The sequence below is a fragment of the Micromonospora sp. NPDC049171 genome (assembly GCF_040648275.1).
Classification (GTDB): domain Bacteria; phylum Actinomycetota; class Actinomycetes; order Mycobacteriales; family Micromonosporaceae; genus Micromonospora.
In genome coordinates, this window is record NZ_JBEZDJ010000021.1 from 73,531 (window position 1) to 97,495 (window position 23,965).

Consider the following 23,965-nt stretch of genomic DNA (forward strand, 5'->3'; position numbering starts at 1 on the left):
CACGTTCCGCGCCGGGCGTATGTCACGGGACCCACTTTTCCCGGGCGAACCGGGAGATCACACCGTCCTGCGCGAGGGGGCCGGACGGTGCCACCTGTCGTCCCGCGCACGTGGGCACGACCATCACTGGGGGGACCCAACATTGCGGAACCAACACACCGCACCAACGACCGCACTTTCCGGCCACCGACTGTCGCGGCGCCGGTTCGTGCAGGCCGCCGGCCTGACCGCGGTGGCCGCCTCGGCGGGCACCGCACTGGGCTCGCCGGCCCGCGCCGACTCACCCCGCACCAACCGTGACGTGATCGTCGTGGGCGCCGGGTACGCCGGCGTCACCGCGGCCCGCGAGCTGCGGGCCCAGGGCTTCCGGCCGGTCATTCTGGAGGCCCGGTCCCGCATCGGCGGCCGGACTTGGACCACCACGTTCGAAGGCAAGCAGATCGAGCTCGGGGCACAGTGGATCGGCCCGACGCAGCCGCTGGTCAACGCCGAGGTCCGCCGGTACGGTCTGAGCACCCTGACCGGCTCCATCCCGTCGCGGCTGCTGATGCCGACACTGTCCGGCCCGGCGGCGGTGGATCTGGAGAGCAGCGACGCCCGCTACGGTGCCCTGATGGAGCGGCTGTTCGCCGGCGCCCGGGACCTGTTCCCGGACCCGCTGAACCCGCTGGCCAACCGTGCCGCGGTGGTCGCCGCCGACGGGCTGACCCTGCGCGACCGGCTCGACCAGCTCGGCCTGACCGCGGAGGAGCGGCTCTGGCTCAGCGGCACCACGGCCGGATACTCCGGCGGGGACAGCCGGATCGGCGCGTACACCGCGCTGGCGCACTGGTGGGCGTTGGCCGGTTACAACATAGCCGGTTACGACGGGGCGATGTCGCTGCGGATCTCCACCGGGATGACCGGGCTGTTGCAGTCGATGCTCAACGACGCGCAGGCCGAGCTGCACCTACGCACGGCGGTGGCGTCGGTGACCGACACCGGCGGCGAGGTGTGCGTGACCACGACCGCCGGGGTGACGTACCGGGCGCCCTGGGCGGTGATCGCGGTGCCGGTCAACGTCTGGAAGACGATCGCGTTCCGGCCGGGCCTGGCCGCGGTGCGCGCGAGGGCCAGCGCCCAGGGCGTCGGTGTGCCACACAGCAACAAGATCTGGATGAAGGTCACCGGCCTGCCGGACCGGGTCGCCGCCCGGGGCACCGAGGGCGACCCGTTCACCACCCTGCTGTCGCAGGGCGACGTGAACGGCGGGCAGCTCATGGTGGCCTTCAACAGCCTACCGCCGGTCGACGGCACCAGCGTCTCGGCGGTCCAGCGGGCCCTGCGCTATTACCTGCCCGAGGCCTCGGTGACCAGCGTGCTGGCCCAGAACTGGGGCACCGACCGGTATTCGTTGGGCGGCTGGGCGCTGCGCCGTCCCGGCCAGCTGTCCACCCAGCAGCCCGCCATCCAGACGCCACAGGGCCGGCTGGCGTTCGCGTCCGGTGACATCGCCACCGGCTGGATCGGTTTCGTGGAGGGCGCGATCGAGTCGGGCCTGCGCGCGGCCGGCCAGGTGGCCGCGATGGGCACCCCGGCGCTGGCCGCGGTCTGAGCCCGCGTCGGTGAGCGTGACCGCCGTGCACCCGGACGCGGGCCACGGCGGTCATGCCGGCGACGGCGGGGCCGCCCCGGGACGGAACCCGCCGCCGAAGAAGATCAGCCCGTCGGCGCCCGTTCCCCGCAGGCTGTTGATGACCGAGCCGACAAAGATCGAGTGGTCGCCGGAGTCGTGCGCGTCCACCAGGACGCACTCGATCCAGGCCAGCGCGCCGCTGAGCAGCATGGCCCCGGTACGCGGCCCGGGATGCCAGTCGAACGGTTCGAACTGTGGCGCGCCCAGCGGACGGCTCTTGTCGGCGAAGTAGCGGGCATGCCGTTCCTGGTCGGCGGCCATGATGGAGATCGCGAAGCGGCGCTCGGAGCTGATTGCCTTGTGCATGACCGCGCTGTGCGCCACGCAGCAGAGCACCTGCGCCGGATCGAGGGATACCGAGCTGAAGGCGTTCGCGGTCATGCCGTGCGGATGCTCGCCGCCAACGGTGAGCACGATGACGCCGGTGGCGAACATCGACATGACCTCACGCATGGTCGCCGCCACGGGCGGTTCCTGAAGGGACATCGCTGCTCCCGTCCGAGGGGACTCGTGATCGAACGTAGTTGCGGCGTGGCAGTCGGTATCCATCACGAGGTAATCACGTGGCAATCCGCGCCACGCTAGGACGCTTACCGCGCCGAGACCGTACGCTGCCGGGCCGTAGTCGACCCGTCGGTAACGTCCCCGGCGCATACGGCCCGTACCTGCTGACGCGGACGAGGAGCCCCGATGACCACCACCGAATCCCACGCACCCGAACTGGCCGAGCCGCAGATGCTCGGCTTCCTCGCCCAACTCGGCATCGACGTCGAGTTCATCCGGGCCGAGGGGGACACGCTGTTCTACCGCAATGATGCCGGCGAGGACGTGCCGGTGCTCGATGTCGCGGGCGGTTACGGCGCGCTGATCCTCGGACACAACCATCCGGAGATCGTCGACGCGGCCCGCGACTTTTTCGCCGCCGGCCGGCCGGTGCTGGCCCAGGCGTCCCGGCAGAGCGACCCCACACTGGTGGCGCGGCTGCTGAACGACATCCTGCGGCGCGAGTTCGGCGATCCGGAGCCGTACTACGCGGTGTTCGCCAACAGCGGGGCCGAGGGCGTCGAGGTCGCGATGAAGCACGCCGAGTTCGCCCGGGTGCTGCGCGTACAGGATCTGCTCACCGAGATCGAGACGCACCTGGCCGCCGTGGTCGAGGCGGTGGGCTCGGGCGCCGCGCGCGTACCGGAGGAGGTCCTGCGGCGCCTCGGCGCCGAGCCCGGCGACGGCCCCGGCGTCCTCGCCGACCGGGTCCGCGCCGCCGTGGCCCAGCAGGCCGCCCAGCCGCCGGTCTTTCTCACCTTCGCCGGGTCCTTCCACGGCAAGCTCGCCGGTTCGATCCAGCTGACTCACAACGCGGGCTTCCGGGTCCCGTTCGCCGGGCTGGCGGCGAGCGCCCGGTTCGTTGCGTTCGAGCAGCCGGGCGCGGTCGCCGAGGCGGTCGAGGCAGAAGGGGTCGACGTGCCGGACCTGCTGGTCGAGGACGGCGAGATCAGACTGGTACAGCGCCCGTTCCCGACGGTCGCCGCGTTCGTACTGGAGGTGATCCAGGGCGAGGGCGGCATCCGGATGGTCTCCGCGCCGATCGCCGCCGAGCTTCGGGCCGCCGCCGACGCGGCCGGGTTCCCGGTCGTGGTCGACGAGATCCAGAGTGGGATGGGCCGCACCGGCGCGTTCTTCGCCAGCTCACACATCGGTCTGCGCGCGGACTACTTCGTGCTCGCCAAGGGGCTCGGCGGTGGTATCGCGAAGACCGCGGTCACCCTGATCAGGGAGAGCTGCTACCGCCCGGACTTCGAGCTGCTGCACAGCTCGACGTTCGCCCGCGACGGGTTCTCGACCGCGCTGGCGCTGCGCACCCTGCGGGTGCTGGAAGCCGACGGCGGCGCCGTGTACCGCCTGGCCGCCCGGGCCGGTGAGCGGCTGCGGACCACCCTGGAGAAGGTCCGGGCCGACTTTCCGGACGTGGTGGCCGAGGTCCGCGGCCGCGGCCTGATGCTGGGGGTGGAGTTTCGCGACCAGTCGACGTCCCCGCTGCCGCCACTGCGCGAGGCGACCGCGAACGGGATTCTGGGCTATCTGTTCTCCGGCTATCTCTTCCGGGCGCACCGGATCCGAACCTTTCCGACCGCGAGTGCGGTGAGCACCCTGCGCCTGGAGCCGTCGGTCTACTTTGGTGACGAGGCGGTCGCCGAGCTCGACGGCGCGCTACGCGCGTTGTGTTCTCTGCTGCGCACCGGCGATCCACGCCTCTTCGAGACTGCGTGACCACAACGACACGTTGCGTTCGAATCGCGCCCGTGGCACGGTGGTGGCGGGTTCGGCGGCCGTGACCGGCGCGGCCGCCTCAGTCCCCGCAACGACAAGGGTGTGATGCATGAGCGTGCGAGCGCGACCACCGTTCTGCGGCCTCGACGCCTCGATGGAAGTCATCAGCGGCAAGTGGAAGGTCCTCATCCTCTGGGCCCTGCGCGACCAGCCCCAGCGGTTCGGTGCCCTGAAACGGCAGGTGCCGGGGGTCAGTGAGAAGGTGCTCACCCGCCAGCTGCGCGAGTTGGAGGAGGATCGGATCGTGCGGCGCGAGGCGCACGACGACCAGACCGGCCTGCGCGTCGAGTATTCGCTCACCCAGCGCGGCGTCGACCTGTACAAGGCCCTGGAGCCGCTGGGCGACTGGGGCCGGCGCTATCTGACGCCGGCCCGCCAGGACGAGCTGGCGCAGAGCTCAACCGGCAACGCATGAGGTCGTCGTAGCGGTCAGACAGCGCGGCGGCCGCATGGCCAGCAGCGACCGCAGATGGCGGCGGCGCTCGTCGGGGTGGGTGCCGGCACTCGCGCCCAGCAGCTGGCGCAGCCAGCCACCCAGCCCGCGCGCCGCCTGACCGTCGGCGCTGTCGAGAAGCCGGTCGACCGCGGTGTCCGAGAGCGCGTCCAGCGTCAGCGTGGTGATGTGCCGCTTGCCACCGCCCCAGCCGGGCCGTACCTCGAGCAGACACGGCTGGGCGGAGGCCACCACGAGCAGCGGCACGTCGGAGACGTCGGCGAGGCCGTTGACCATGGTCAGCACGTCGTCGTCGGCATCGTGGAGATCGTCGATGAGCAGCACCAGCGGCCGGTCCAGTGGCACGTGCTCCAGGAACTGCCGCCACGCGCCCAGCTCGGCCTGCAGGTCGCCGAGGTGGTCGCGGTCGGCGTCCGGATCGACGTAGGCCCGCAGGCACGCGGCCAGGGTCCGTTGCCGGTCCGGGTCGGGGACGAGGTTGCGCAGCGTCCGGTCCAGCTTCGTCTTCCGCACGTCGACGGAATCGCCCTCGTCCACCTCGCAGAGCGCCAGAATCAGCTCGCGCTGCACGGCGAAGGCACCGCTCACCGCCTGCTCTGCGGCGCCGCCGGCGGCCACCGGGAACCGGGCCACGTGGACGAGGCCGCTGATGACGTGTCGCAGCTCGGCCAGGAACCGGGTCTTGCCAGTGCCGGATTCGCCGAGGATGGTCACCAGGTGCGGGGTGTTGCGATAGCGTGCCCGCTCCAGCAGGTCGCGGATCAGCAAGAGTTCGAACTCGCGCTCGACCAGCGGGATGCCGTCGTAGGCCGCCTCGTCGAACCGCAGGCCCCGCACCGTCCACTCCCCCGGCTCGGCGAGCCGGTCACTGCGGTACACGTCATCGACGTCGCAGCGGGTCTCGTCGCAGATGCGGATCTCACCGTCGCCGGCACGGGCCAGTAGGGCGTGACAGCGGTCGAGGACCTGGCCGGTGGCCGACGACAGCGCTCCCCCGTCCGGCGACTCGTAGCGCACCAGCGCCGATCCGGTGACCACCGCGGCCCGGAACCGCACCGGTGGGCGGGTCACCTCGCCGCCGGAGTCGCGCAGGCGTTCGCGCACGGCCAGCGCCGCGAAGACGGCGCGCTGTGCCCCGTCCTGGCCACCGTCGGCGGGAAAGACGGCCATCGAGATAGGACCGATCGCCGCGGTGGCCTGGCCACCGAGGTGCTCGACGCGCCGGCGGGTGTCGTCCGCGACGCCGGCCAGCAGCGCGTCGGCGTCGGGATGCCCGCTCGACCGGCTCTCGTCGTCCACCTGCGTGCTCACCAGCAGCACGCTGACCTGGCGGCGGGCGCTGGCTGCGGCCGCGACAGGATCGGCCGGTGGCGCGACGAGGGGGGCGCGCTGGGCGGGGATACGCGCCGGGACGGGATCGGCGGCCGGTGACACCACGACGGCCGGCTCACCGGTCGTCGTGGTGTCCACGTCGAGTGCCGGATCCTGGGCCAGGATCGCGTTGTGCAGCACCTGCAGGTCCCGGCCGGGTTCGAGGCCGAGTTCCTCGACCAGGTAGGTGCGCATGCGCCGGTAGACGTTGAGCGCGTCGGCCTGCCGGCCGCTGCGGTAGAGCGCGAGCATGAGCTGCTGGCAGGAGCGTTCGCGCAGGTTGGAGCCGCAGACCATGGTCTCCAGGTCGGCGAGCACGCTCTGGTGCTGGCCGCAGGCGAGCTGGGCCTCGAAGTAGTCCTCCAGGGCGTCCAGCCGGGAGTTTTCCACGGCGGTCAGCTCCGGCCAGACGATGTCGGCCTCGGTAAGGTCGGCCAGCGCCGGGCCGCGCCACAGATCGAGGGCCTGGCGCAGCATCGCGGCCGCGGCGGCGGGCTCGCCCCGGGCCAGTCGCTCGCGCCCCGTGTCGGCCTGGGCCTGGAACTGGACGAGGTCGACGCTGTCCGGCGCGACGACGAGCTTGTAGCCGGGTGACTGGGTCATCAGCTCCACCTGGTCGGCGCCGTCGGCCACGGCCAGCACCCGCCGCAGGCCCCACACCGCGTTCTGCAGGATTTTTCGGGCCGAGACCGGCGCGTCGTCGGCGGGCCAGAGCGCGTAGAGCAGCTGGCTGGTGGCGACCACCCGGTTCGGTCGCAGGAGCAGGTATCCGAGCGCTGCGCGCTGCTTGGTTCCTCCCAGTGGCACCGCCCTACCCTCGTGCACTACCTCCAGCGGCCCAAGGACACCAAATTGCATACTTCCCCCGAAGAATGACGTTTATCAATCTATCGAGCCCTATGTCTATACCGTTATGCCAAGTCGACACATCCTTTTGTGAGCTGCGCCACACGGCGGCCTTTAGGGCGAGATAATGATCTGCATCGACGGGATTTAGTTGCTGTCGAGATCATTTCACGAACGTTAAATTTTGCTTCCCCCGGCCAGGATTCCGGCACTGGATCGCCGATCGCGCCACCGCCGTCGCCGATCCGCACCGCCTCTTCCCGTCCGAGCCCCACCCTCTTACGCACGTGTGCCCAACTGGGACCCTAGTGGGCCCACCCACCCCAAAGTAAGTACGGACTTAAAGGTAAGTACCCACCCGACTCTCCTCCGGAGACCACCGGTGAGTAACCGACCAGGCACCCACCGTCGCATCTGGACGGTTACCGCAGCATGACCGTCCGTCACGGCGTTCGTGGAACGCTTCGGAGGCGGACCCCCTGCCATCCCTGGCGCCGAGCAGACAGGAGCACCGACATGACCATGATCAACGAATCGACCATTCCCGACGACCCAGACCTGCAGAACGAACTGTTCGTACGGATTTTCAATTCCGGCGACGGCGCGTTGTACGACTCGATGTATACGCCGGACGCCATATCGAACATCTCCGGCGCACCGTTGACCGGAGCAGAACGCACGCAGTTCTTCAAGGACTTTCTGGCCACCGGTCCGAAGATCGCGTCGAAAGTATCCCAGACCTACACCACCGGGGACACGTCCCTGCTGATCGTCGACTACCAGTTGGAGCTCCCGCAGCCGGACGGCAGCACCGCGACCGTGCAGGGCACCTGCACCGACGTGCTGATCCGCAACGCCGAGGGCCAGTGGCGACTGGCCATCGACCGCCCCGTCCCCGACGGCGCGCACGCCTGAGCACGCGACGTCCCGGTCCCCGTCCCACGCCGGGGACCGGTCCGGCCGACCCGCTCCCGCGCCAACCTCGCACAAGGAGAATCCATGACGAGCGCCAGGCTCGACACGCGTGCGGACGAGATCCGTACCCTCCCGGACGCCCTGCAGCTGCGTCGCGAGCGCCAGTCGGACGACGTGGCCTACGTGTCCCTACGCGACGGTGAGGTGCCCGACGAGACTCTCACCTACGGCGAACTGGCCGATGCCGCGCACGAGCGCGCCGTCCGCTTCGCCGCCCTCGGACTGGCCGGGCACACCGCGGTGCTGCTCTACCCCTCCGGCCTGGAGTTCGTGCGCACCCTGCTGGGCTGCATGACCGCCCGCACGATCGGCGCGCCCGTGCAGGTGCCGCGCCGCCGCGACGGCCTGGCCCGGATCCGGCGCATCGCGGACGACGCCGGGACCACCGCGATCCTCACCACGGCGGCCGTCAAACGCGACCTGCAGGATCGCTTCGGCGATGCCCCCGAACTGGCCGGGCTGACCCTGCACGCCACCGACGAGCCGGCCATCACTGGGCTCGCCGAGCTGTCTGAGGGGCCACGGCCGGACGACATCGCGCTGTTGCAATACACCTCCGGCTCCACCGGCGAGCCCAAGGGCGTCATGGTGACGCACCGCAACTTCCTGCACAACGCCCGCGAGACCGCCGAGCTGTGGCCGCTCGAACCGGACGCCACCGTGGTCAACTGGCTGCCGCTCTTTCACGACATGGGCATGCTCTTCGGCGTCGTCATGCCACTCTGGGGCGGAATCCCGTCGTACCTGATGGCCCCGGACTCCTTCATCCGGCGCCCGGCCCGCTGGCTGGAGGCGATCGCCCGCTTCGGCGGCACCCACTCCGCCGCGCCGAGCTTCGCCTACGAACTGTGCGTGCGCGCCGCCGCCGACGGGCAGACCGGCGACGTCGGCGACCTGTCCCGCTGGCGCGTCGCGGCCAACGGCGCCGAACCGGTACGCCGCCACGTGATCACCGCCTTCCTCGAAGCGTTTGCTCCGCACGGCTTCACGCCGCGGGCCATGTGCCCTGGCTACGGGCTCGCCGAGAACACCCTGAAGGTCACCGGCACCGAGGAGCACCGGCCACCCCGGATGGCGTGGTTGGCCGCCGGCCCGCTCGGCGACGGCATCGCCGAGTTCGCGGCCGAGCCCGGCCCCGACACCCTGCCCGCGGTCGGCAGCGGCAGCACGGTGCCCGGCACCACCGTACGCATTGTCGACCCGTCCACCCGCCGCGAGTGCCCGCCCGGACACGTCGGCGAGATCTGGGTCAGCGGCCCCTGCGTCGCCGCCGGGTACTGGAATCGGCCGGAGCTGTCCGAGGAGATCTTCCGCGCCCGGATCGAGGGCGGCGACGCCACCGGCTACCTGCGCACCGGCGACCTCGGCTTCGTGCACGACGGCGACCTGTTCGTCACCGGCCGCCAGAAGGACGTGATCATCCGCAAGGGTCGTAACTTCTACCCACAGGACATCGAGGAGTCCGCCCAGCACGCCGTCGACGGACTGCATCCCAACTGCGCGGCCGCGTTCTCGGTCGACGACGGCAGCTCCGAGCGACTGATCGTGCTTGTCGAGGTCGACGGCCGGGTCGCCCGCGTCCCCGGCATCGCCGCCGCCCACGACGCCATCCGCGCGGCGATCTGGGACCGGCACCGGCTGGAGGCCGACGAGATCCTGCTCGTACGCCGGGGCACGCTGTCCAGGACCTCCAGCGGCAAGGTGCAGCGGCGCGCCTGCCGGCAGCGCTACGAGTCCGGCGCGCTGATGCCGTTGACCGCGGAGGCGCAACGATGAGCTCGCACCGGGGCTCGACGATCCTCGGCGTGGGCGCCTACCGCCCCGCCCGGATCGTCGGCAATGACGAGGTCAGTGGACCGATCGACTCCTCCGACGAGTGGATCCGGCGGCGCTCGGGCATCGTCACCCGCCGCTTCGCCGGCCCGGACGAGACCGTCGTCAGCATGGCGGCCGAGGCCGCGCGCAAGGCCGCCGCCCAGGCCGGCACCGATCCCCGCGACCTCGACGTGATCCTGCTGGCCACCATGTCGCTGCTGCACCAGTCGCCGCCGGCCGCGCCGCAGGTCGCCGAGCTGATCGGCGCCCGGGCGGCGGCCGGCATGGATCTCAACGCCGCCTGCTCCGGCTTCAGCTACGCGCTCGCGCTCGCCGACGGCTTGATCCGATCCGGCGCCCGCCGCGTCGTGGTGGTCGGCTCGGAACGGATGAGCGACCTGATCGACCGCACCGACCGCAGCACCGCCTTCCTGTTCGGCGACGGCGCCGGCGCGGTCGTGGTGGGCGCCGCCGACACCCCGGGCATCGGCCCGGTCGTCTGGGGCAGTGACGGCAGCCGGCACCACCTCATCGCGCACGACGCCGCCTGGGGCGAACCCGGTACCCGCCCCTACCTACGGATGATCGGGCCCGAGGTGTTCCGCTGGGCGATCGAGATGGTCCCCGACATCTCCCGACGCGCTCTGGCCGCCGCCGGGACGGACCCGAGCGAACTCGCCGCGTTCATCCCCCACCAGGCGAACCTGCGCATCGTCGAGGCCGCCGCCCGCGTCCTCGCGCTGCCGGCGCACACCGCGGTGGCCCGCGATGTCGTCCACGCCGGCAACACCTCGGCCGCCTCGGTCCCGCTCGCCATGGAGGCTCTGCTGGCCCGCGGCGAGGCCGGCTCCGGCGGCCGGGCACTGCTGGCCGGATTCGGCGCCGGGCTCACCTACGCCGCCCAGGTGGTGACGTTGCCGTGAACATGACCACCGCCGAACAACTGGCCGAGCTGCGGCGCCGCCGCGAGCGGGCCCGGCAGCCGTACGACCCGCGTGCCGTCCAGCGGCAGCGGGAGAAGGGCAAGCTCACCGCCCGGGAACGGGTCGAAGCCCTGCTCGACGCCGACTCGTTCGTGGAGTTGGACGCGCTGGCCCGGCACCGCTGCCACACCTTCGGGATGGAGCAGGAGCGTCCGTACGGCGATGGCGTGATCACCGGTTACGGCACCGTCGACGGCCGGCCGGTCTGCGTCTTCGCCCAGGACTTCACCGTCTTTGGCGGCAGCCTCGGCGAGGTGTATGGCGAGAAGATCATCAAGGTGATGGACCTGGCCCTGCGCACCGGCACCCCGATCATCGGCATCAACGACTCCGGCGGCGCCCGCATCCAGGAGGGCGTGGTCTCCCTGGCCTACTACGCGGAGATCGTCAAACGGCACGTCGAGGCATCCGGCGTCATCCCCCAAATCTCGATCATGGTGGGTCCGTGCGCGGGCGGCGCCGTCTACGCCCCGGCGATCACCGACCTCGTCGTCATGGTCGATCAGATCTCGCACATGTTCGTCACCGGGCCTGAGGTGCTGCGCGCGGTCACCGGCCGGGATGTCGACCACGCGGAGCTCGGCGGCGCGACCAGCCACAACAGCGTCTCCGGCAACGCGCACTACCTGGCCGCCGACGAGAAGGACGCCTTCGACTACGTCCGCGCGGTACTGGCCCACCTGCCCTCGAACAACATGGCCGAACCGCCGGTGCTGACCGTCCTCGGGCCGGAGACCGCTCGCGACCTGACCCTGGACGAGATCATTCCGGATGACCGGAACCGACCGTACGACATGGTCACGGTGATCGAGTCCGTTCTGGACGACGGCGCACTGCTCGAGGTGCAGCCGCTGTTCGCCCGCAACATGATCTGCGGCTTCGGCCGAATCGAGGGCCACAGCGTCGGCGTCGTCGCCAACCAACCCATGCGGCTGGCCGGCGCGCTGGACATCGACGCGGCCGAGAAAGCCGCCCGGTTCATCCGGCTGTGCGACGCTTTCCACCTGCCGGTGCTGACCTTCGTCGACGTGCCCGGCTTCCTGCCCAGCCCGGAACAGGAGCGCGGCGGCATCATCCGGCGCGGGGCCAAGCTCATCTACGCGTACGCCGAGGCCACCGTCCCGATGGTCACCGTGGTCACCCGCAAAGCCTACGGTGGCGGTTACGGGGTGATGGGCTCCAAGCACCTGGGCACCGACGTCACCCTCGCCTGGCCCACCGCGGAGATCGCGGTGATGGGCGGCGACGGTGCGGTCAGCGTGCTGCACCGGCGCGCACTCAAGGACGCCGCAGACCCGGGCGCGGAGCGCGCACGCCTACGCGAGGAGTACGAGCGCACCCTGTGCAACCCGTACCTCGCGGCCGAACGCGGCTACGTGGACGAGGTCATCCTGCCCAGCGAGACCCGCTCCCGGATCGCCGGAGCACTGCGGGCCCTTCGGGACAAGCGGGTGACCCGCGCGCCCCGCAAGCACGGGAACATCCCGCTGTGAATGCCACGTCACCCGATCCTGACGAGGTCGCGGCGGTGCTCGCCGTTCTCTGCCTGCTAACCCCCGCCGCGCCGGCCGCCGCGCCGCCCGCCCGGCGGCGCCGGATCGTCACGTCGCACCGCCCGGCCGTGCTGTCCCGCGGTCCCGGCGTCTGGCGGCACAGTGCCTGGACATGACCAGCACGGGGAGATCGAGATGCGCAAAGTACTGATCGCCAACCGGGGCGAAATCGCCGTCCGCATCGCTCGCGCCTGCCGGGATACGGGCCTGACCAGCGTCGCCGTTTATGCCGAGCCGGACCGGGACGCACCCCACGTGCTGCTCGCCGACGAGGCCCACGCGCTGGGCGGCCAGACCCCGACCGAAAGCTACCTGGACGCCGGCAAGCTGCTCGCCGCGGCGGACGCGACCGGCGCCGACGCGGTGCACCCCGGTTACGGCTTCCTGTCGGAGAACGCGGACTTCGCCCAGGCGGTGATCGACTCCGGGCGGGTCTGGATCGGACCGCCGCCGGCCGCGATCCGGGCGCTCGGCGACAAGGTGCGCGCTCGCGCCATCGCCCGGCGCGTCGGCGCACCCCTGGCGGTCGGCACCGAAGAGCCGGTCACCGGCGCCGACCAGGTGATCGACTTCGCCCGTGACCACGGCCTGCCGCTCGCTATCAAGGCCGTACACGGAGGGGGTGGTCGCGGCCTCAAGGTGGCGCGGACGCTCGGCGACATCCCAGACCTCTACGCCTCCGCCGTACGCGAGGCGAGCGTGGCCTTCGGCCGCGGCGAATGCTTCGTCGAGCGCTACCTGGAACGTCCCCGGCACGTCGAGACGCAGTGTCTGGCCGACGCGCACGGTTCGGTTGCGGTGATCTCCACCCGCGACTGCACGCTACAGCGCCGCCACCAGAAGCTGATTGAGGAGGCACCCGCGCCGTTCCTGACCGCCGAGCAGGACGTCGAACTGCGCCGGGCCTCCAAGGCGATCCTGGCCGAGGCCGGCTACGTCGGCGCCGGCACCTGCGAGTTCCTGATCGCCGCCGACGGCACGATCGCATTCCTGGAGGTCAACACCCGGCTCCAGGTGGAGCATCCCGTCACCGAGGAGGTCACCGGCATCGACCTGGTGCGGGAGATGTTCCGGCTGGCCGCTGGCGAGGCTCTCGGCTACGACGACCCGCCGGTGCGCGGTCACGCCATCGAGTTCCGCGTCAACGCGGAAGACCCCGGACGCCAGTTCCTGCCCGCGCCCGGGACGCTGACCCGCTTCGACCCGCCGTCCGGCCCCGGCGTGCGCCTCGACGCCGGCGTCCGCTCGGGCACGGTGATCGGTCCGGCCTGGGACTCGCTGCTGGCCAAGCTGATCGTGGTAGGTGCGACCCGCCGGGAGGCCCTGCACCGCGCCCGGCGGGCGCTGCGCGAGTTCACGATCGACGGCACGGCGACCGTGCTGCCCTTCCATCGTTTGATCGTCGAGGATCCCGCCTTCACCGCCGAGCCGTTCGCGGTTCACACGTCCTGGGTGGAACAGGAGTTCGCCGGCCAGTTAGCCCCGCAGGAACCGGCGACCGGCGCGGAAGCGCCGCAGCTGCCGCGCCACACCGTGGTGGTCGAGGTCAACGGCCGTCGCATGGAGGTCTCCGTGCCGGCCGGGCTGGCCGCACCGGCGTCCCCGGCGACGCCGCTGCCGGCGGCCCGCACCCGCCGCCCGCACCGCGCCGCCCCCGCCGGCACCAGCCTCACCAACCCCATGCAGGGCACCGTGGTGAAGGTCGCCGTCAGCGAGGGCGAGCACGTCGAGCAGGGTCAGCTGGTCGCGGTCATCGAGGCGATGAAAATGGAACAGCCGCTGACCGCGCACCGCGCCGGCATCATCAAGGACCTGCGGATCATCGCCGGCGACGCCATCCCGGCCGACGCGGTCATCTGTGAGATCAAGGACTGACCGGCCGGCGGTTCGAGGCGCAGGTGGGCGGCGCGTCAGGCGGTGAGGCGGCGGACGAGTTTGCGCATGCCGGCCTGCCAGCCGTCCGGGTCCTCGGCGCGGCGGCGGGCGAAGTCGGCGACCTCCGGGTGCGGCAGGATCAGGAAGCGTTCCTCGGCCAGCCCGGCGATGGCCGCCTCGGCGACCTGGTCGGGCGTGAGCACCGCGCCGGACGCGGCGACCACCCGGGCACCGAGATGCCCGTCGAGGAGCCCGTCGGCGAGCATCGGGGTGTCCACCCCCTGCGGGCACAGTGCGCTGACCCGGATGCCCCGGTCCCGGTAGGTGATCGCGAGCCACTCGGCGAAGCCCACCGAGGCGTGCTTCGTCGCGGTGTACGCGGCGTCGCCCACCGCGGTCAGCAGGCCCGCCGCCGAGCAGGTGTGCAGCAGGTGCCCGCCGCCCCGGGCGAGCATGCCGGGCAGCACCGCGCGGGCCGAGTAGACGTGGGCGAGCACGTTGACCCGCCACGCCCGATCCCAGCCGGCGTCGTCGACCTCCACACCCCCGCCGGTGGTCACTCCCGCGTTGGCGCAGAACAGGTCGATGCGCCCGTACCGTTCCTCGGTGTCGGCGACCAGGTCGCGGACCTGTTCCTCGTCGGTGACGTCGAGGGCGATGGGGTGCGCGACCGGGCCGATCTGCTCGGCCACCGCGTCCGCCGCGGCGGCGTCCAGGTCGGCGACCACGATGGCGGCGGCCCCCTCGGCGGCGAAGCGGCGGCACAGCGCCGCCCCGATGCCGCCGGCCCCGCCGGTGACCACCACGATCCGGTCGGTGAGGTTCACGCGGACGCTCCTTGGGGCTCGGCACCCAACTGGGCGATGAGGCTGAGCAGCGCGGTCGCGCCGCCGGCGGTGACCTCGGGGGTGGGCAGCAGCGCCAGGACCGGCACGTCGACACCGGCGTCGGCGTAGCGGCGTACCTCGGCGCGGCACCGCTGCGGTGAGCCGTGCAGCACCAACGCGTCGATCACGTCGTCCGGCACCGCCGCGCCGGCGCCGCGCCGGTCACCGGCGGCCCAGGCCGCCCACATGGGCGCGAGCGCCTCGCCGCGGCCGAGCCAGCGGTGGAACTCGGCGTACGCGCCGACCGTGAGGTAGCTGGTGATGAGCCGCCGGCCCAGCGCCCGGGCGTACCCGGCGTCCTCGGTGGGGCAGACGAAGATCCGGGCGGCGACCTCGAAGCCGGCACGCCGCTCGCCCAACTCGGCGAGGGCACGCGGCACGTCGTCGGCGCTGAGCCAGTTGAGGATGACACCGTCGGCCTCGGCGCCGGCCAGCCGGAGCATCCCCGGGCGCAGCGCGGCGAGCAGGATCGGTGGCGGCACCGCCGGTGGTCGTTCCAGCGTGAACCGGCGTACGGCGAACGTGTCGTAGGCCTCGTCGACGGTCTCGCCGCGCAGCGCGGCGCGCAGGAACCGCAGCATGTCACGGGTGCGGCGGAACGGCTCGTCGAACGGCACCGCGTTCCAGTCCCGTACGAGCACCGGTGAGGACGCGCCGATGCCGAGCGTGAACCGCCCCGGCGCGGCCTCGGCCAACGCCGCCGCGCTCATCGCCAGCAGCCCGGGCCCCCGGGTGAAGACCGGTGTGATCGCGGTGCCCAACCGCAGCTCCGGCTGCCAGGCCGCGGCGAGCGCCAACGGGGTGAACGCGTCGGTCCCGGCGACCTCGGACGACCAGACGTCGGTGAACCCAGCCCGGTCGAGGGCCGCGTAGGCCGCGTCGTGGTGCGCCAGGGCGATCCCGCCCAGCGGCACCGTCATACCCCATCGATTCGTCACCGACCGATCGTGCCCGTTGGCGGGGCATCCGAGCAAGATCCCCGGGTTGGGCAGAATCGCCGGTTTCCGGCCGCCCGTGCCGGTGCGGATGCTACGACTTCGGCGTGGACCGGACCGACGGCGCAGGCCGCTGACCATGGCTTTCAGGGCGCCAGGGCACCTGGAGCCGGCCAAGCGCGACCCGGGCCGGGCAACCTTCCTCGAACTCTTCTTCGATCTGGTGTTCGTCTTCGCGCTCACCCGGATCTCGGCGCGCGCGTTCGAGGACCTGACCGAAGGGCCGGCTCGGGAGCACACCGCGGCGGCGATCACCGGGAGCGGCAAGACGCTGTTGCTGCTGCTCGCACTCTGGTCGGTCTGGCAGGGCACCGCGTGGACGACCAGCCGCTACGACCCGTACCGGGTGCCGTTGCAGACCGTGGTGCTCACCGCGTTGGTGTGCAGCATGCTGCTCGGGGTGGCGATCCCCCGGGCGTTCAGCGAGACCGGGCTGATGTTCGCGGTGGCGTACGTGGTCGCGCAGCTGACCCGACCGGTGATCCTGTCGATCGCGCTGGGACCCCACCCGTACCGCCGGTTGAAGATCCGCATGGCGGTGGTGTTCGCCGTCAGCGGGGTGTTCTGGATCATCGGGGCGCTGCTGAGCACCAACATGCAGGTCATGCTCTGGACGGGTGCGCTGGCCTTCGAGTACGTGGCCGCCCGCTGTGGCTGGCCGGTGCCGTGGCTGGGCCGCTCGACGGTCTCCAAGTGGGAGATCGCCGGGGAGCACCTGGCGGAGCGGTACCAGCAGTTCTTCCTCGTCGCGCTGGGCGAGACGATCCTGGTGGCGGGTTTCGCGTACAGCGAGGGACCGTACGTGTCGGGGCACGTGTGGGCGTTCGCGCTCGCGCTGGCCACCTCGATCATGTTGTGGCGGATCTACGTGCAGCGGGCCGGGCGGATCCTGGGCGAGGCGGTGGTGAAGGCCCGGCACCCCGCCACCATCGGGCGGTCGGCGGCCGACACCCACCTGGTGATGGTGGTCGGTCTCGCCGCCACCGCGATCGGCTACGAGCTGATCATCCAGCATCCGCTGGAACAGATCCCCGGGCCGTGGCTGACCATGACGCTCGGTGGCCCGGCCCTGTTCCTGGCCGGGCGGGCCCGCCTGGAGTACGAGGTGTTCGGACGGATCTCCCCGTCCCGGTGGGTTGCTCTCACGGTGCTGGTGGCGGCGTCGGTGCCGCTGCTGCACCTGCCCGGTGTGGTGGCGACCGCCGTCGGGGTGGTGGTGTTGGCCGCCGTCGCGGTCATCGACGCCCGGCGGGCGCACGGTGCCCCGCCGGAGTCCGCCGCGCCACCCTTCTGAGCCGACCCGGTACGACGATGTCAGGCGCTAGTCTCGGCGCGTGACCTTCTCGCTCGTCGCCCGCTCCGCCGACGGTCGCCGGCACGGCGTCGCCGTCGCCAGCAAGTTCCTCGCCGCCGGGGCGTTGGTGCCGGCCGCCGCCGCCGAGGTCGGCGCACTGGCCACCCAGGCGCACGTCAACCTCGCCTACCGCCCGCAGGGCCTCACCCTGTTGCGCACCGGCGTGGCCCCGGCCGACGTGGTGGCCGGGCTGATCGCCGCCGATCGCGAGCGGGAGCACCGCCAGCTCGGCGTGGTGGGTGTCCAGGGTTCGGGTGCCACCTGGACCGGGCCGGCCTGCCACCCGTGGGCGGGCGGGCGCGCCGGCGACGGTTGGGCCGCGCAGGGCAACGTGCTCACCGGCCCGGAGGTCGTCGACGCGCTTGCCGACGCCTGGCTGGCCGGGTCGGCGCTGCCGTTCGCCGAGCGGTTGGTCGCCGCGTTGCGGGCCGGCGACGGGGCCGGCGGCGACCGGCGGGGCCGACAGAGCGCCGGCCTGCTGGTGGTCGAGCGCGGCGGCGGGTACGGCGGCACCAGCGACGTGCTTGTCGACCTTCGGGTGGACGACCACCCGGACCCGGTCGTCGAGCTGGGCCGGCTGCTCGCCGTGCACACCATGCTGTTCGGCCGGCCCGACCCGGCCACCCTGCTCGACCTGAGCGGCGCGGTGGCCGACGAGGTGGCGGCGTTGCTCGTCGCGCTGGGTCATCCGGTGGCCGGCGGGGGCACCGAGGCGGCGCTGATCTCCTGGGCCGGGTTGGAGAACCTGGAGGAGCGGCTGGTGCCGGGGCGGATCGACCCGGTGGTGCTGACGCACCTGCGCGGCGTCGCCCCACACGTCCCCGCACCCCGCTCCGCGAGCTGACCTGCACCGACCGAAGCCGACGCGCGAAACGACAAGCAGCGCCCGAAGCCGGCGCGCGGCAACCAGCAGCGGCCCGGGGGACGGCGACGCGCGAACGGCGACCGGAAGCGGCAGCGAGCGGGTCAGCGTCGCGAACGGCGACCGGAGGCGGCAGCGAGCGGGGTCAGCGGCCGAAGGCGAGCCAGCGGAAGCCGGCGGCGTCGATCGCGGCCCGTTCCGGGGCGGTCAGCGCCGCCCGGCCGGTGGTCTTGCGGATCAGGGTGAGTCGGTCCCAGCGCAGCTCGGCCGGGGTCGGTCGACCTCCGGTGAGCAGGTCGGCGATCACCTCGGCCGCCGGTGGGGTGAGCCAGGGCCGCCGGTCCAGGGCGGCGGCCAGGTCCAGACCGTGCACGCCCACCTCGACGACCCGGGTCCGCAGGAACTCGGTGAGGCTCATCGCGTCGCCGTGCCGGGTCCGTACGACGCGATCGGGCGGTGTGGCGGCCACCGCGGCGTCGGTGGCCCGCCAGGCCCGGTCCCACTCGGTCGCCAGCGCCGCCCGGTCCACCCGCGACGCGTCGCGCCGGCCCGCGGCGATCCGGTCGGCGTCGACAGGCGGGGTGAACTTCGCCCGGCCGAAGTAACCGGCGGCGTCGACCTCGGCGCGTGGCGGGGCCGGCGCGGCGAGCATGTCGGTGAGTCGGCCGACCCCGGTGCGCACGTGCGCGACCAACTCCCGGACGGTCCACGGCGGGCAGTCGGTGGGCCGGTCGAGGTCGGCGTCGACCAGCCCGGCCAGGATCACGGTGAGCTGCCCACACTCGGCGGAGAACGCCGCGCGGACCGGGTCCATCGGCCGGCTCAGCCCTTGACCCGGGGCACCAGCCGGTGCACGACGGTGAGCACCAACGCCATCACCACCGCCATCGTGCCGGCGATCCCGGCGGCGCTGCCCGCGTACGCGACGAACAGGGGCCGGCGGGCCAACTCGTCCGGGCCGATGTCGCGCAGGTCGACAAGCCAGCCGAGGGCCAGGCCGCAGGCGACCAGGGCGAGCACCCCGCCCACACCGAGCACCAGCGCGGCCGTCCGGTGCGCGTCGCCGGGTGCGACCTCGGCCTGCTCCCGCTGGGTGATCAGCAGGACCAGCCCGGCGACCGCCGCCCAGACGCCCACCACCAGGTACGCGGCGATCGCGTCGCTGGGCCGGTGCCAGCCGGCGGAGAGGGTGGCGACTCCGGCGATGGCGGCATAGGCGGCGGCGAGGAAGGCACCGGCCGCCCGCACCTTGGCCGGCAACACCAGCACCAGCGCGACCGCCACCGCACCGGCCACCGTGGTGTGACCGCTGGGCAGGCTGTTGCCCACCGCGACGCGCTCCGGGTCGACGCCGTAGTCGGGGCGGTTGAGCCCGTACTTCAACAGTTGGGTCGAGACGTTCGCGCCGGCGATCAGGAGGGTCGCGGTGATCGCCAGGGCGATCCGTCCCCGGATCACCGCGATGAATCCGATCATCGCGGTGGCGGCCAGCAGGGACACCACCGACATCGCGTTGAGGATCCGGTCGACCGGGCCCTCGATGGTGTCCTGCCCGATCCGGTTGCCGGTGAGGGCGACGGTGTCCACCCACTGGCCGATCTCGCTGTGCAGGGCCACCCGCCACACGGCGAGGAACGCGGCCGCCTGGACGAGGGCCAGAACGACCAACCAGACCGCGGTCCAACCCCGTGCCGTCGCGCGCATCCGCACACCGTAGCGGCAGGTGCCGGCCGGTCGATCGGTGGCCCGCCGCGCGCCGCCGGTTAGGTTGGGCCAGAGGCGAGGAGGCGGCGGTGGGCGGAACACCCGAGCACGACAGTGGCCAGGCCGCACCCGATCCGACCCAGCGGGTGGGCGCCGACCCGGGCCCGGGAGGGCGGGCGCGGGCCGAGTCGCTGGCGGACCTGTTGGGCGGACGGGGCGGTGCCGTCGACGCCACCCTGCCGCCGCTCGCGTTCGCGGCGGGCTGGCTGCTGGGCGGCGAGTCGCTGTGGGGTGGGATCGGCGCGGCGCTGGCCGTGGGCGCGGTGGTGGCCGGCGTACGGCTGCGTCGGGGCGACCGGCCGCGTTCGGTGCTGATCGGTCTGCTGGCCGTGTGCGTCGCGGCGTTGATCGCGGTGCGCACCGGCCGGGCCGAGGACTTCTTCCTCATCCAGGTGCTGTCCAACGCCGCCAGCGCACTCGCCTGGGCGGTCAGCATCGTGGTGCGGTGGCCGCTGCTGGGTGTGTTGGTCGGCGGGGTGCTGGGCCAGCGCACCCGGTGGCGGCGCGACCGGGCGCTGTTGCGCGCCTACGGCCGGGCCAGTTGGGTGTGGACGGCGACCTACCTGGTGCGGCTGGCGGTGTTCGTGCCGCTCTACCTCGGTGGGCAGGTGCTCGCACTCGTGGTGGCCCGGGTGGCGCTGACCTGGCCGCTGGTCGCCGCGGCGCTGGCGTTGAGTTGGGTGGTGCTGCGGCGGTCGTTGCCGGCCGGGCACCCCGGTCTGCGTCATCCGGTCACCGGAGAGCCGGGGGCGAACCGGGGCCGATCCGGGTGGGCGTAGGGCAAAAAAGTGGAGAGGCCGCCACGGGGGGAGCGGCCTCTCCGGTGTCGTACGTTACTCCGTTGCGGACCTCGGCGTGATCCCGTGACGGCCCGAATTTCTGGGCTTTTTCGCGGTTGGCTCCAGTCCGGGCGGTGGGGTGGGCCAGCCGATCCGCTGCGTCGGCCAGATGGCCGGCCCACCCCGGCCTGACCGTGGGTGTCAGGCCGTCCCGCCGGCCGGAGTCCGTCGTTCCCCGGACCCCGGCCGGATCCCGGGGTGGGCGGTGCACGCCACCCACCCCGGGTCGTCGTCAGCCGTTCGGGAACAGGCTGCCGAAGTCGGCGTACGCCATGGCGATGTCAGCCTGTGCCCAGAACCGGTGGTAGTTGAAGCTCGGCTCCGGGCCACCGTCCAGGTACGCCTGCACCTTGGGCCAGTCCGGGTCGTTCTTGTAGAAGGACCGGATGTCGAGGAAGCTCTTGCCGGCGGCGATGGTGTCGCCGTTCGGCATCTTCCCGGTCCAGCCCGGCGGGACGTAGAGGCCCTGACCGGTGGACGCGTTGTAGGTGTCGTCGAAGCGCCGGTAGTCGCCACGCTTCTCGGTGGTGGAGACACCCTTGGCGTCGGCCGCGGCGGAGAGCGCGTCGAGCAGCCCCTTCGCCGTGTTCTTGGCCGCCACGTTGCCCGACTTGGCCGCGTACGCGATCAGGGTCCGGGCGTAGGCGCCGGTGACGCCGACATCCTGGCCCTTGACCGTGACCTCGACGTGCAGGCCGGTGTTGGGCTGCGGGTTGCTCGGGTTCCAGGTGGTCGGCTGGCCGCTCCACGCCATGTCCGACGGGATCGACCAGTTGGTGCCGAGGGTGGTGTTGGCGATCGCCCACGGCACCCACTTGTCCAGCAGCGCCTTGGCCTTCGCGTTACCGGTCTGCAGGTACAGCTCGGCGATGCGCTGCATCGACCAGGCCTGCATACCGAACCACTGGTTCGACGGCGGGTCGTTGTAGACCGGGTCGACGTCGTAGAACATGCCGTAGAAGGTGCTGGTGCCGGCCGGCGGCTGGGCGTAACTGCCGTCCCAGCTGTTGGTCGCACCACCGGCGATGCCGCCCTCGGCGGACTGCAGCCAGGTGTAGAACTCCAGCTGCCGTTCGAAGCTCTTGGTCCAGTCCGCGACCGCGGTCGGCGACTGCGGCTTGAGCTCCGGGGTGTTGGTCAGCGCCCAGGCCGCGAACGGGTTCTGGTAGCCGAAGTGGTTGTGGCTGGAACCGATCCGCCAGGACCAGTTCTGGCTGGCGTCGTACGCACCGCCCCAGGCGTAGTACCAGGAGAGCAGGTAGTGCGCCGAGTCCCTGCCGCTGCCGGCGGGGCAGGTGCTGGCCCCGACGCAGTTGCCGATCTTCTTGAAGTACTTGTCGAACATCGCGTACCGCAGGTAGTCGCCCATCTTGGCGGCCTTCGCGATGGTGGCCGCCACGTCGGCCTGCTTGTTCTGGGCCTTGGCCCAGGTCAGCGCCCAGTACGCGGCCTGCACGGCGCGGGCGTCGGCGTCCGGGGCGTTGGTGTACTTCCACTGCTTGGCGGGGGCGCCGGTGTCCTTGACGAACAGGTCGAGGTAGCCGTACTGACCGCCGTGCTTGAAGGTGTCGCAGGAGGGCTGCGGGATGGTCTCCCACACCGACTCCTGGGTGCCCCGCTGGAAGGTGTTGATGTAGGCCGGCTTGGTGGTGCCGTCGCCGCAGCGGCCGAAGCCGTAGGTGTTGTCGACGTCCATCAGCCAGTGCATGCCGTAGATGTCGCCGGTGCCGTAGGTGGACTGCAGCTCCGAGCGGAGCGGGTCCTGCCCGACCGAGACGTTCGGGTTCAGCGCCGAGGGGTACTGGCTGGGCAGGTTGTACTCCGCCGCGTACTGCGGCGTCCCAGCAGACCCCGCGGTGGGCTGGTCGGCGTGGGTCGGGATGATGTACTTCTCCATCACCGTCCAGGCGTTGTTGAACGGGGCCCAGTTCTGGGTGACCCGCCCGTAGTTCGCCTCCAGCCACAGCCAGAAGCTGAACGCCTCAGACGTGGTCTCGTGACCGTGGTCGGGCGCCTCGACGATCAGCGTCTCCACCGAGTGGTACGGCACGCCCTCGGGGCTGAAGTAGCCCGAGTTCTTGATCTTGCCGTACTGCTCGAGGAACTTCGCGATGTAGGTGTTGTCGCCGCCGGGGGTGTCGTTGTCGATCTCGGTGGCGGAGACCGCCAGCGAGGCGAGACCGGTGGCGGAGGCGGTGATGGTGGCGGCGCCGCCGACGGTGTCGGCGTCCTCCGCCGCGGCGACCGTGACGGTGACCCCGGTGTTCCAGTTGTTCGGGGTCAGCGTGGCGGTGGTCGGCGTGACCGTGACGTCGGCGTCGCCGCTGGGGGTGAGGGTGACCGGCACGTTGGCCGTCGGCGCCGAGCTGAGCTTGAGGTTGAAGGTGGAGGTGCCACCTTCACTGACGCTCACCGCGGACGGGGTGGCGACAAGCGTCGGGCCGCTGGGGACGCCGACGGTGAACGCCTTCTCGTCGACCCCGATGCCGTTGCCGTTGTCGTACGCCTTCGCCTGCACGGTGTAGTTACCGGCCGGCAGGTCCTCCTGCGTGTAGGCGTACGGCGCCGAGGTGTCGGTGTTGATCAGCAGGCCGTTGCGGTAGAACTCGACCTTGCTGATCGTCCCGTCCGGGTCGCTGGCCGTGGCGGTCAGCGGCACGTCGGCCGGTGCGGTGAACGGCCCGCTCGGCAGGCCGAGGGAGACCGTCGGCGGCAGGTTGGCCGGCGTGCCGTTGCACGGGGTGCCGTTGAGGGTGAACGAGGTGGGCTTCGGGTTGCTGCCCGAGTGGGCGCCGTTGAAGCCGATCGTGGTGGAGGCCCCGGCGGCGAGGTTGCCGTTGTACGACTCGTTGGTCACGGTGACGTCGCTGCCGGTCTGGCTGTATCTGGCCGACCAGCCCTGGACGACCCGCTGGCCGCTGTTCGGGAAGGTCCACTTGAGCGTCCAGTTGCTGATCGGATCGCCCAGGTTCTTGATCGTCACGTTGGCGGTGAAGCCGTTGTTCCAGTCGTTGGTCGCGTAGACCACGTCGCAGGCGGGCGCGGCCTGTGCGGCGCCGGCGGGCAGGGTCACCCCGCCCGCGGCGAGCGCGGCGGCGGCGAAGATCGCCACTCGACGGCGTCGTGCCAGTTGTCTCATGTGCGCGGTGTCTCCTCGGACCAGGCCGGGACGGTCCCCGGCGAGGCGCCTGCCCGCGATGGTGGTGGTCCGCGGGGATGTCGAGGCGCCGGGAAGGTGGTCTCCCCCGGGCCCGGCCGGGGTAGGGCGGTGCGGCCGCACGGGAGGGGTCCCGCCGGCCGCGATGGGGTGACCGTGACCGGAAACGTGCTGCCGGCTGCCCTCGGTGAACCCGCGCTGACGCGATGTGGCTCCTGTCGCGTTGAATCGA

The 23,965-nt window shown here is 72.0% G+C and carries 19 protein-coding genes; 12 read left to right on the forward strand and 7 right to left on the reverse strand.

Translation table 11 applies throughout. The features are described from left to right. The first annotated feature begins 142 nt into the window (after positions 1-142). A complete protein-coding gene (locus tag AB0B14_RS25005) occupies positions 143-1,594 on the forward strand; it encodes an FAD-dependent oxidoreductase (RefSeq protein ID WP_357524506.1) in 1,452 nt (483 codons plus the stop codon). Positions 1,595-1,645: 51 nt separating this feature from the next. Here AB0B14_RS25005 and AB0B14_RS25010 read toward each other — a convergent pair whose 3' ends face one another. Further along, positions 1,646-2,161, reverse strand: a complete 516-nt coding sequence (locus AB0B14_RS25010) for a flavin reductase family protein (RefSeq protein WP_357074539.1) — start codon at positions 2,159-2,161, stop codon at positions 1,646-1,648. Between the two features lie 204 nt (positions 2,162-2,365). On the opposite strand from AB0B14_RS25010, the gene AB0B14_RS25015 reads away from it, so the two are divergent. Together AB0B14_RS25015 and AB0B14_RS25020 are read left to right on the forward strand one after the other, a co-directional pair. Next, the gene (locus AB0B14_RS25015) at positions 2,366-3,943 is read left to right on the forward strand and encodes an aminotransferase class III-fold pyridoxal phosphate-dependent enzyme (protein ID WP_357524508.1); all 1,578 of its coding nucleotides are present in this window, start codon (positions 2,366-2,368) and stop codon (positions 3,941-3,943) included. 109 nt (positions 3,944-4,052) lie between these two features. Beyond that, complete coding sequence (locus AB0B14_RS25020; RefSeq protein ID WP_357074534.1) at positions 4,053-4,418, forward strand: helix-turn-helix domain-containing protein; 366 nt, start codon at positions 4,053-4,055, stop codon at positions 4,416-4,418. Here the strand turns inward: AB0B14_RS25020 and AB0B14_RS25025 are convergent. Then, complete coding sequence (locus tag AB0B14_RS25025) at positions 4,401-6,635, reverse strand: BTAD domain-containing putative transcriptional regulator (RefSeq protein ID WP_357524510.1); 2,235 nt, start codon at positions 6,633-6,635, stop codon at positions 4,401-4,403. The genes AB0B14_RS25020 and AB0B14_RS25025 overlap by 18 nt on opposite strands. 555 nt (positions 6,636-7,190) lie before the next feature. Between AB0B14_RS25025 and AB0B14_RS25030 the strand changes: the two genes are divergently transcribed. The 6 genes from AB0B14_RS25030 to AB0B14_RS25055 all read left to right on the forward strand — a co-directional run bounded on the left by AB0B14_RS25030 (position 7,191) and on the right by AB0B14_RS25055 (position 13,875). Next, positions 7,191-7,589: a nuclear transport factor 2 family protein gene (locus tag AB0B14_RS25030; protein ID WP_357074528.1), complete on the forward strand. Its 399-nt coding sequence runs from the start codon at positions 7,191-7,193 to the stop codon at positions 7,587-7,589. A gap of 84 nt (positions 7,590-7,673) precedes the next feature. Further along, positions 7,674-9,425, forward strand: a complete 1,752-nt coding sequence (locus AB0B14_RS25035) for a fatty acyl-AMP ligase (RefSeq protein ID WP_357074525.1) — start codon at positions 7,674-7,676, stop codon at positions 9,423-9,425. Continuing rightward, positions 9,422-10,387: a beta-ketoacyl-ACP synthase 3 gene (locus tag AB0B14_RS25040; RefSeq protein WP_357074522.1), complete on the forward strand. Its 966-nt coding sequence runs from the start codon at positions 9,422-9,424 to the stop codon at positions 10,385-10,387. Before AB0B14_RS25035 ends, AB0B14_RS25040 begins: the two co-directional genes overlap by 4 nt. Before the next feature lie 2 nt (positions 10,388-10,389). Then, positions 10,390-11,940: an acyl-CoA carboxylase subunit beta gene (locus tag AB0B14_RS25045; RefSeq protein ID WP_357074713.1), complete on the forward strand. Its 1,551-nt coding sequence runs from the start codon at positions 10,390-10,392 to the stop codon at positions 11,938-11,940. Beyond that, a complete protein-coding gene (locus AB0B14_RS25050) occupies positions 11,937-12,116 on the forward strand; it encodes an acyl-CoA carboxylase epsilon subunit (protein ID WP_357074519.1) in 180 nt (59 codons plus the stop codon). The genes AB0B14_RS25045 and AB0B14_RS25050 overlap by 4 nt, the downstream gene beginning before the upstream one ends. Positions 12,117-12,135: 19 nt before the next feature. Next, the gene (locus AB0B14_RS25055) at positions 12,136-13,875 is read left to right on the forward strand and encodes a biotin carboxylase N-terminal domain-containing protein (RefSeq protein ID WP_357074516.1); all 1,740 of its coding nucleotides are present in this window, start codon (positions 12,136-12,138) and stop codon (positions 13,873-13,875) included. 35 nt (positions 13,876-13,910) lie between these two features. Here AB0B14_RS25055 and AB0B14_RS25060 read toward each other — a convergent pair whose 3' ends face one another. Then, positions 13,911-14,702 carry an SDR family oxidoreductase gene (locus AB0B14_RS25060; protein ID WP_357074513.1) on the reverse strand — a complete coding sequence of 264 codons (792 nt, stop codon included), beginning with the start codon at positions 14,700-14,702 and terminating at the stop codon, positions 13,911-13,913. Next, positions 14,699-15,682 carry an LLM class F420-dependent oxidoreductase gene (locus AB0B14_RS25065; protein WP_357074711.1) on the reverse strand — a complete coding sequence of 328 codons (984 nt, stop codon included), beginning with the start codon at positions 15,680-15,682 and terminating at the stop codon, positions 14,699-14,701. Before AB0B14_RS25065 ends, AB0B14_RS25060 begins: the two co-directional genes overlap by 4 nt. 154 nt (positions 15,683-15,836) lie before the next feature. Here AB0B14_RS25065 and AB0B14_RS25070 point away from each other — a divergent pair, with 154 nt between their 5' ends. After that, positions 15,837-17,051 (forward strand): low temperature requirement protein A, encoded by a 1,215-nt coding sequence (locus tag AB0B14_RS25070; RefSeq protein ID WP_357524512.1) that lies wholly within the window; start codon positions 15,837-15,839, stop codon positions 17,049-17,051. A 40-nt stretch (positions 17,052-17,091) separates the two neighbouring features. Then, positions 17,092-17,955: a DUF1028 domain-containing protein gene (locus AB0B14_RS25075; RefSeq protein ID WP_357524514.1), complete on the forward strand. Its 864-nt coding sequence runs from the start codon at positions 17,092-17,094 to the stop codon at positions 17,953-17,955. Positions 17,956-18,118: 163 nt separating this feature from the next. Here AB0B14_RS25075 and AB0B14_RS25080 read toward each other — a convergent pair whose 3' ends face one another. Both AB0B14_RS25080 and AB0B14_RS25085 read right to left on the reverse strand, forming a co-directional pair. Continuing rightward, a complete protein-coding gene (locus AB0B14_RS25080; protein WP_357524516.1) occupies positions 18,119-18,787 on the reverse strand; it encodes a maleylpyruvate isomerase N-terminal domain-containing protein in 669 nt (222 codons plus the stop codon). An 8-nt stretch (positions 18,788-18,795) separates the two neighbouring features. Next, positions 18,796-19,683 carry a phosphatase PAP2 family protein gene (locus tag AB0B14_RS25085; RefSeq protein WP_357524579.1) on the reverse strand — a complete coding sequence of 296 codons (888 nt, stop codon included), beginning with the start codon at positions 19,681-19,683 and terminating at the stop codon, positions 18,796-18,798. 140 nt (positions 19,684-19,823) lie between these two features. On the opposite strand from AB0B14_RS25085, the gene AB0B14_RS25090 reads away from it, so the two are divergent. Then, complete coding sequence (locus AB0B14_RS25090) at positions 19,824-20,516, forward strand: DUF3159 domain-containing protein (protein ID WP_357524581.1); 693 nt, start codon at positions 19,824-19,826, stop codon at positions 20,514-20,516. A 292-nt stretch (positions 20,517-20,808) separates the two neighbouring features. On the opposite strand, the gene AB0B14_RS25095 is transcribed toward AB0B14_RS25090, so the two are convergent. Beyond that, positions 20,809-23,715, reverse strand: coding sequence for a glycoside hydrolase family 48 protein (locus AB0B14_RS25095; protein WP_357524518.1), 2,907 nt, complete (start codon positions 23,713-23,715; stop codon positions 20,809-20,811). Positions 23,716-23,965 lie beyond the last annotated feature (250 nt).

Excerpts from the sequence above, each read along its gene's own strand:
- AB0B14_RS25010 (WP_357074539.1), bottom strand. The coding sequence starts at position 2,161 with ATGTCCCTTCAGGAACCGCCCGTGGCGGCGACCATGCGTGAGGTCATG.
- AB0B14_RS25015 (WP_357524508.1), top strand. The coding sequence starts at position 2,366 with ATGACCACCACCGAATCCCACGCACCCGAACTGGCCGAGCCGCAGATG.
- AB0B14_RS25020 (WP_357074534.1), top strand. The coding sequence starts at position 4,053 with ATGAGCGTGCGAGCGCGACCACCGTTCTGCGGCCTCGACGCCTCGATG.
- AB0B14_RS25030 (WP_357074528.1), top strand. The coding sequence starts at position 7,191 with ATGACCATGATCAACGAATCGACCATTCCCGACGACCCAGACCTGCAG.
- AB0B14_RS25035 (WP_357074525.1), top strand. The coding sequence starts at position 7,674 with ATGACGAGCGCCAGGCTCGACACGCGTGCGGACGAGATCCGTACCCTC.
- AB0B14_RS25040 (WP_357074522.1), top strand. The coding sequence starts at position 9,422 with ATGAGCTCGCACCGGGGCTCGACGATCCTCGGCGTGGGCGCCTACCGC.
- AB0B14_RS25045 (WP_357074713.1), top strand. The coding sequence starts at position 10,390 with ATGACCACCGCCGAACAACTGGCCGAGCTGCGGCGCCGCCGCGAGCGG.
- AB0B14_RS25055 (WP_357074516.1), top strand. The coding sequence starts at position 12,136 with ATGCGCAAAGTACTGATCGCCAACCGGGGCGAAATCGCCGTCCGCATC.
- AB0B14_RS25065 (WP_357074711.1), bottom strand. The coding sequence starts at position 15,682 with ATGACGGTGCCGCTGGGCGGGATCGCCCTGGCGCACCACGACGCGGCC.
- AB0B14_RS25070 (WP_357524512.1), top strand. The coding sequence starts at position 15,837 with ATGGCTTTCAGGGCGCCAGGGCACCTGGAGCCGGCCAAGCGCGACCCG.
- AB0B14_RS25080 (WP_357524516.1), bottom strand. The coding sequence starts at position 18,787 with ATGGACCCGGTCCGCGCGGCGTTCTCCGCCGAGTGTGGGCAGCTCACC.
- AB0B14_RS25095 (WP_357524518.1), bottom strand. The coding sequence starts at position 23,715 with ATGAGACAACTGGCACGACGCCGTCGAGTGGCGATCTTCGCCGCCGCC.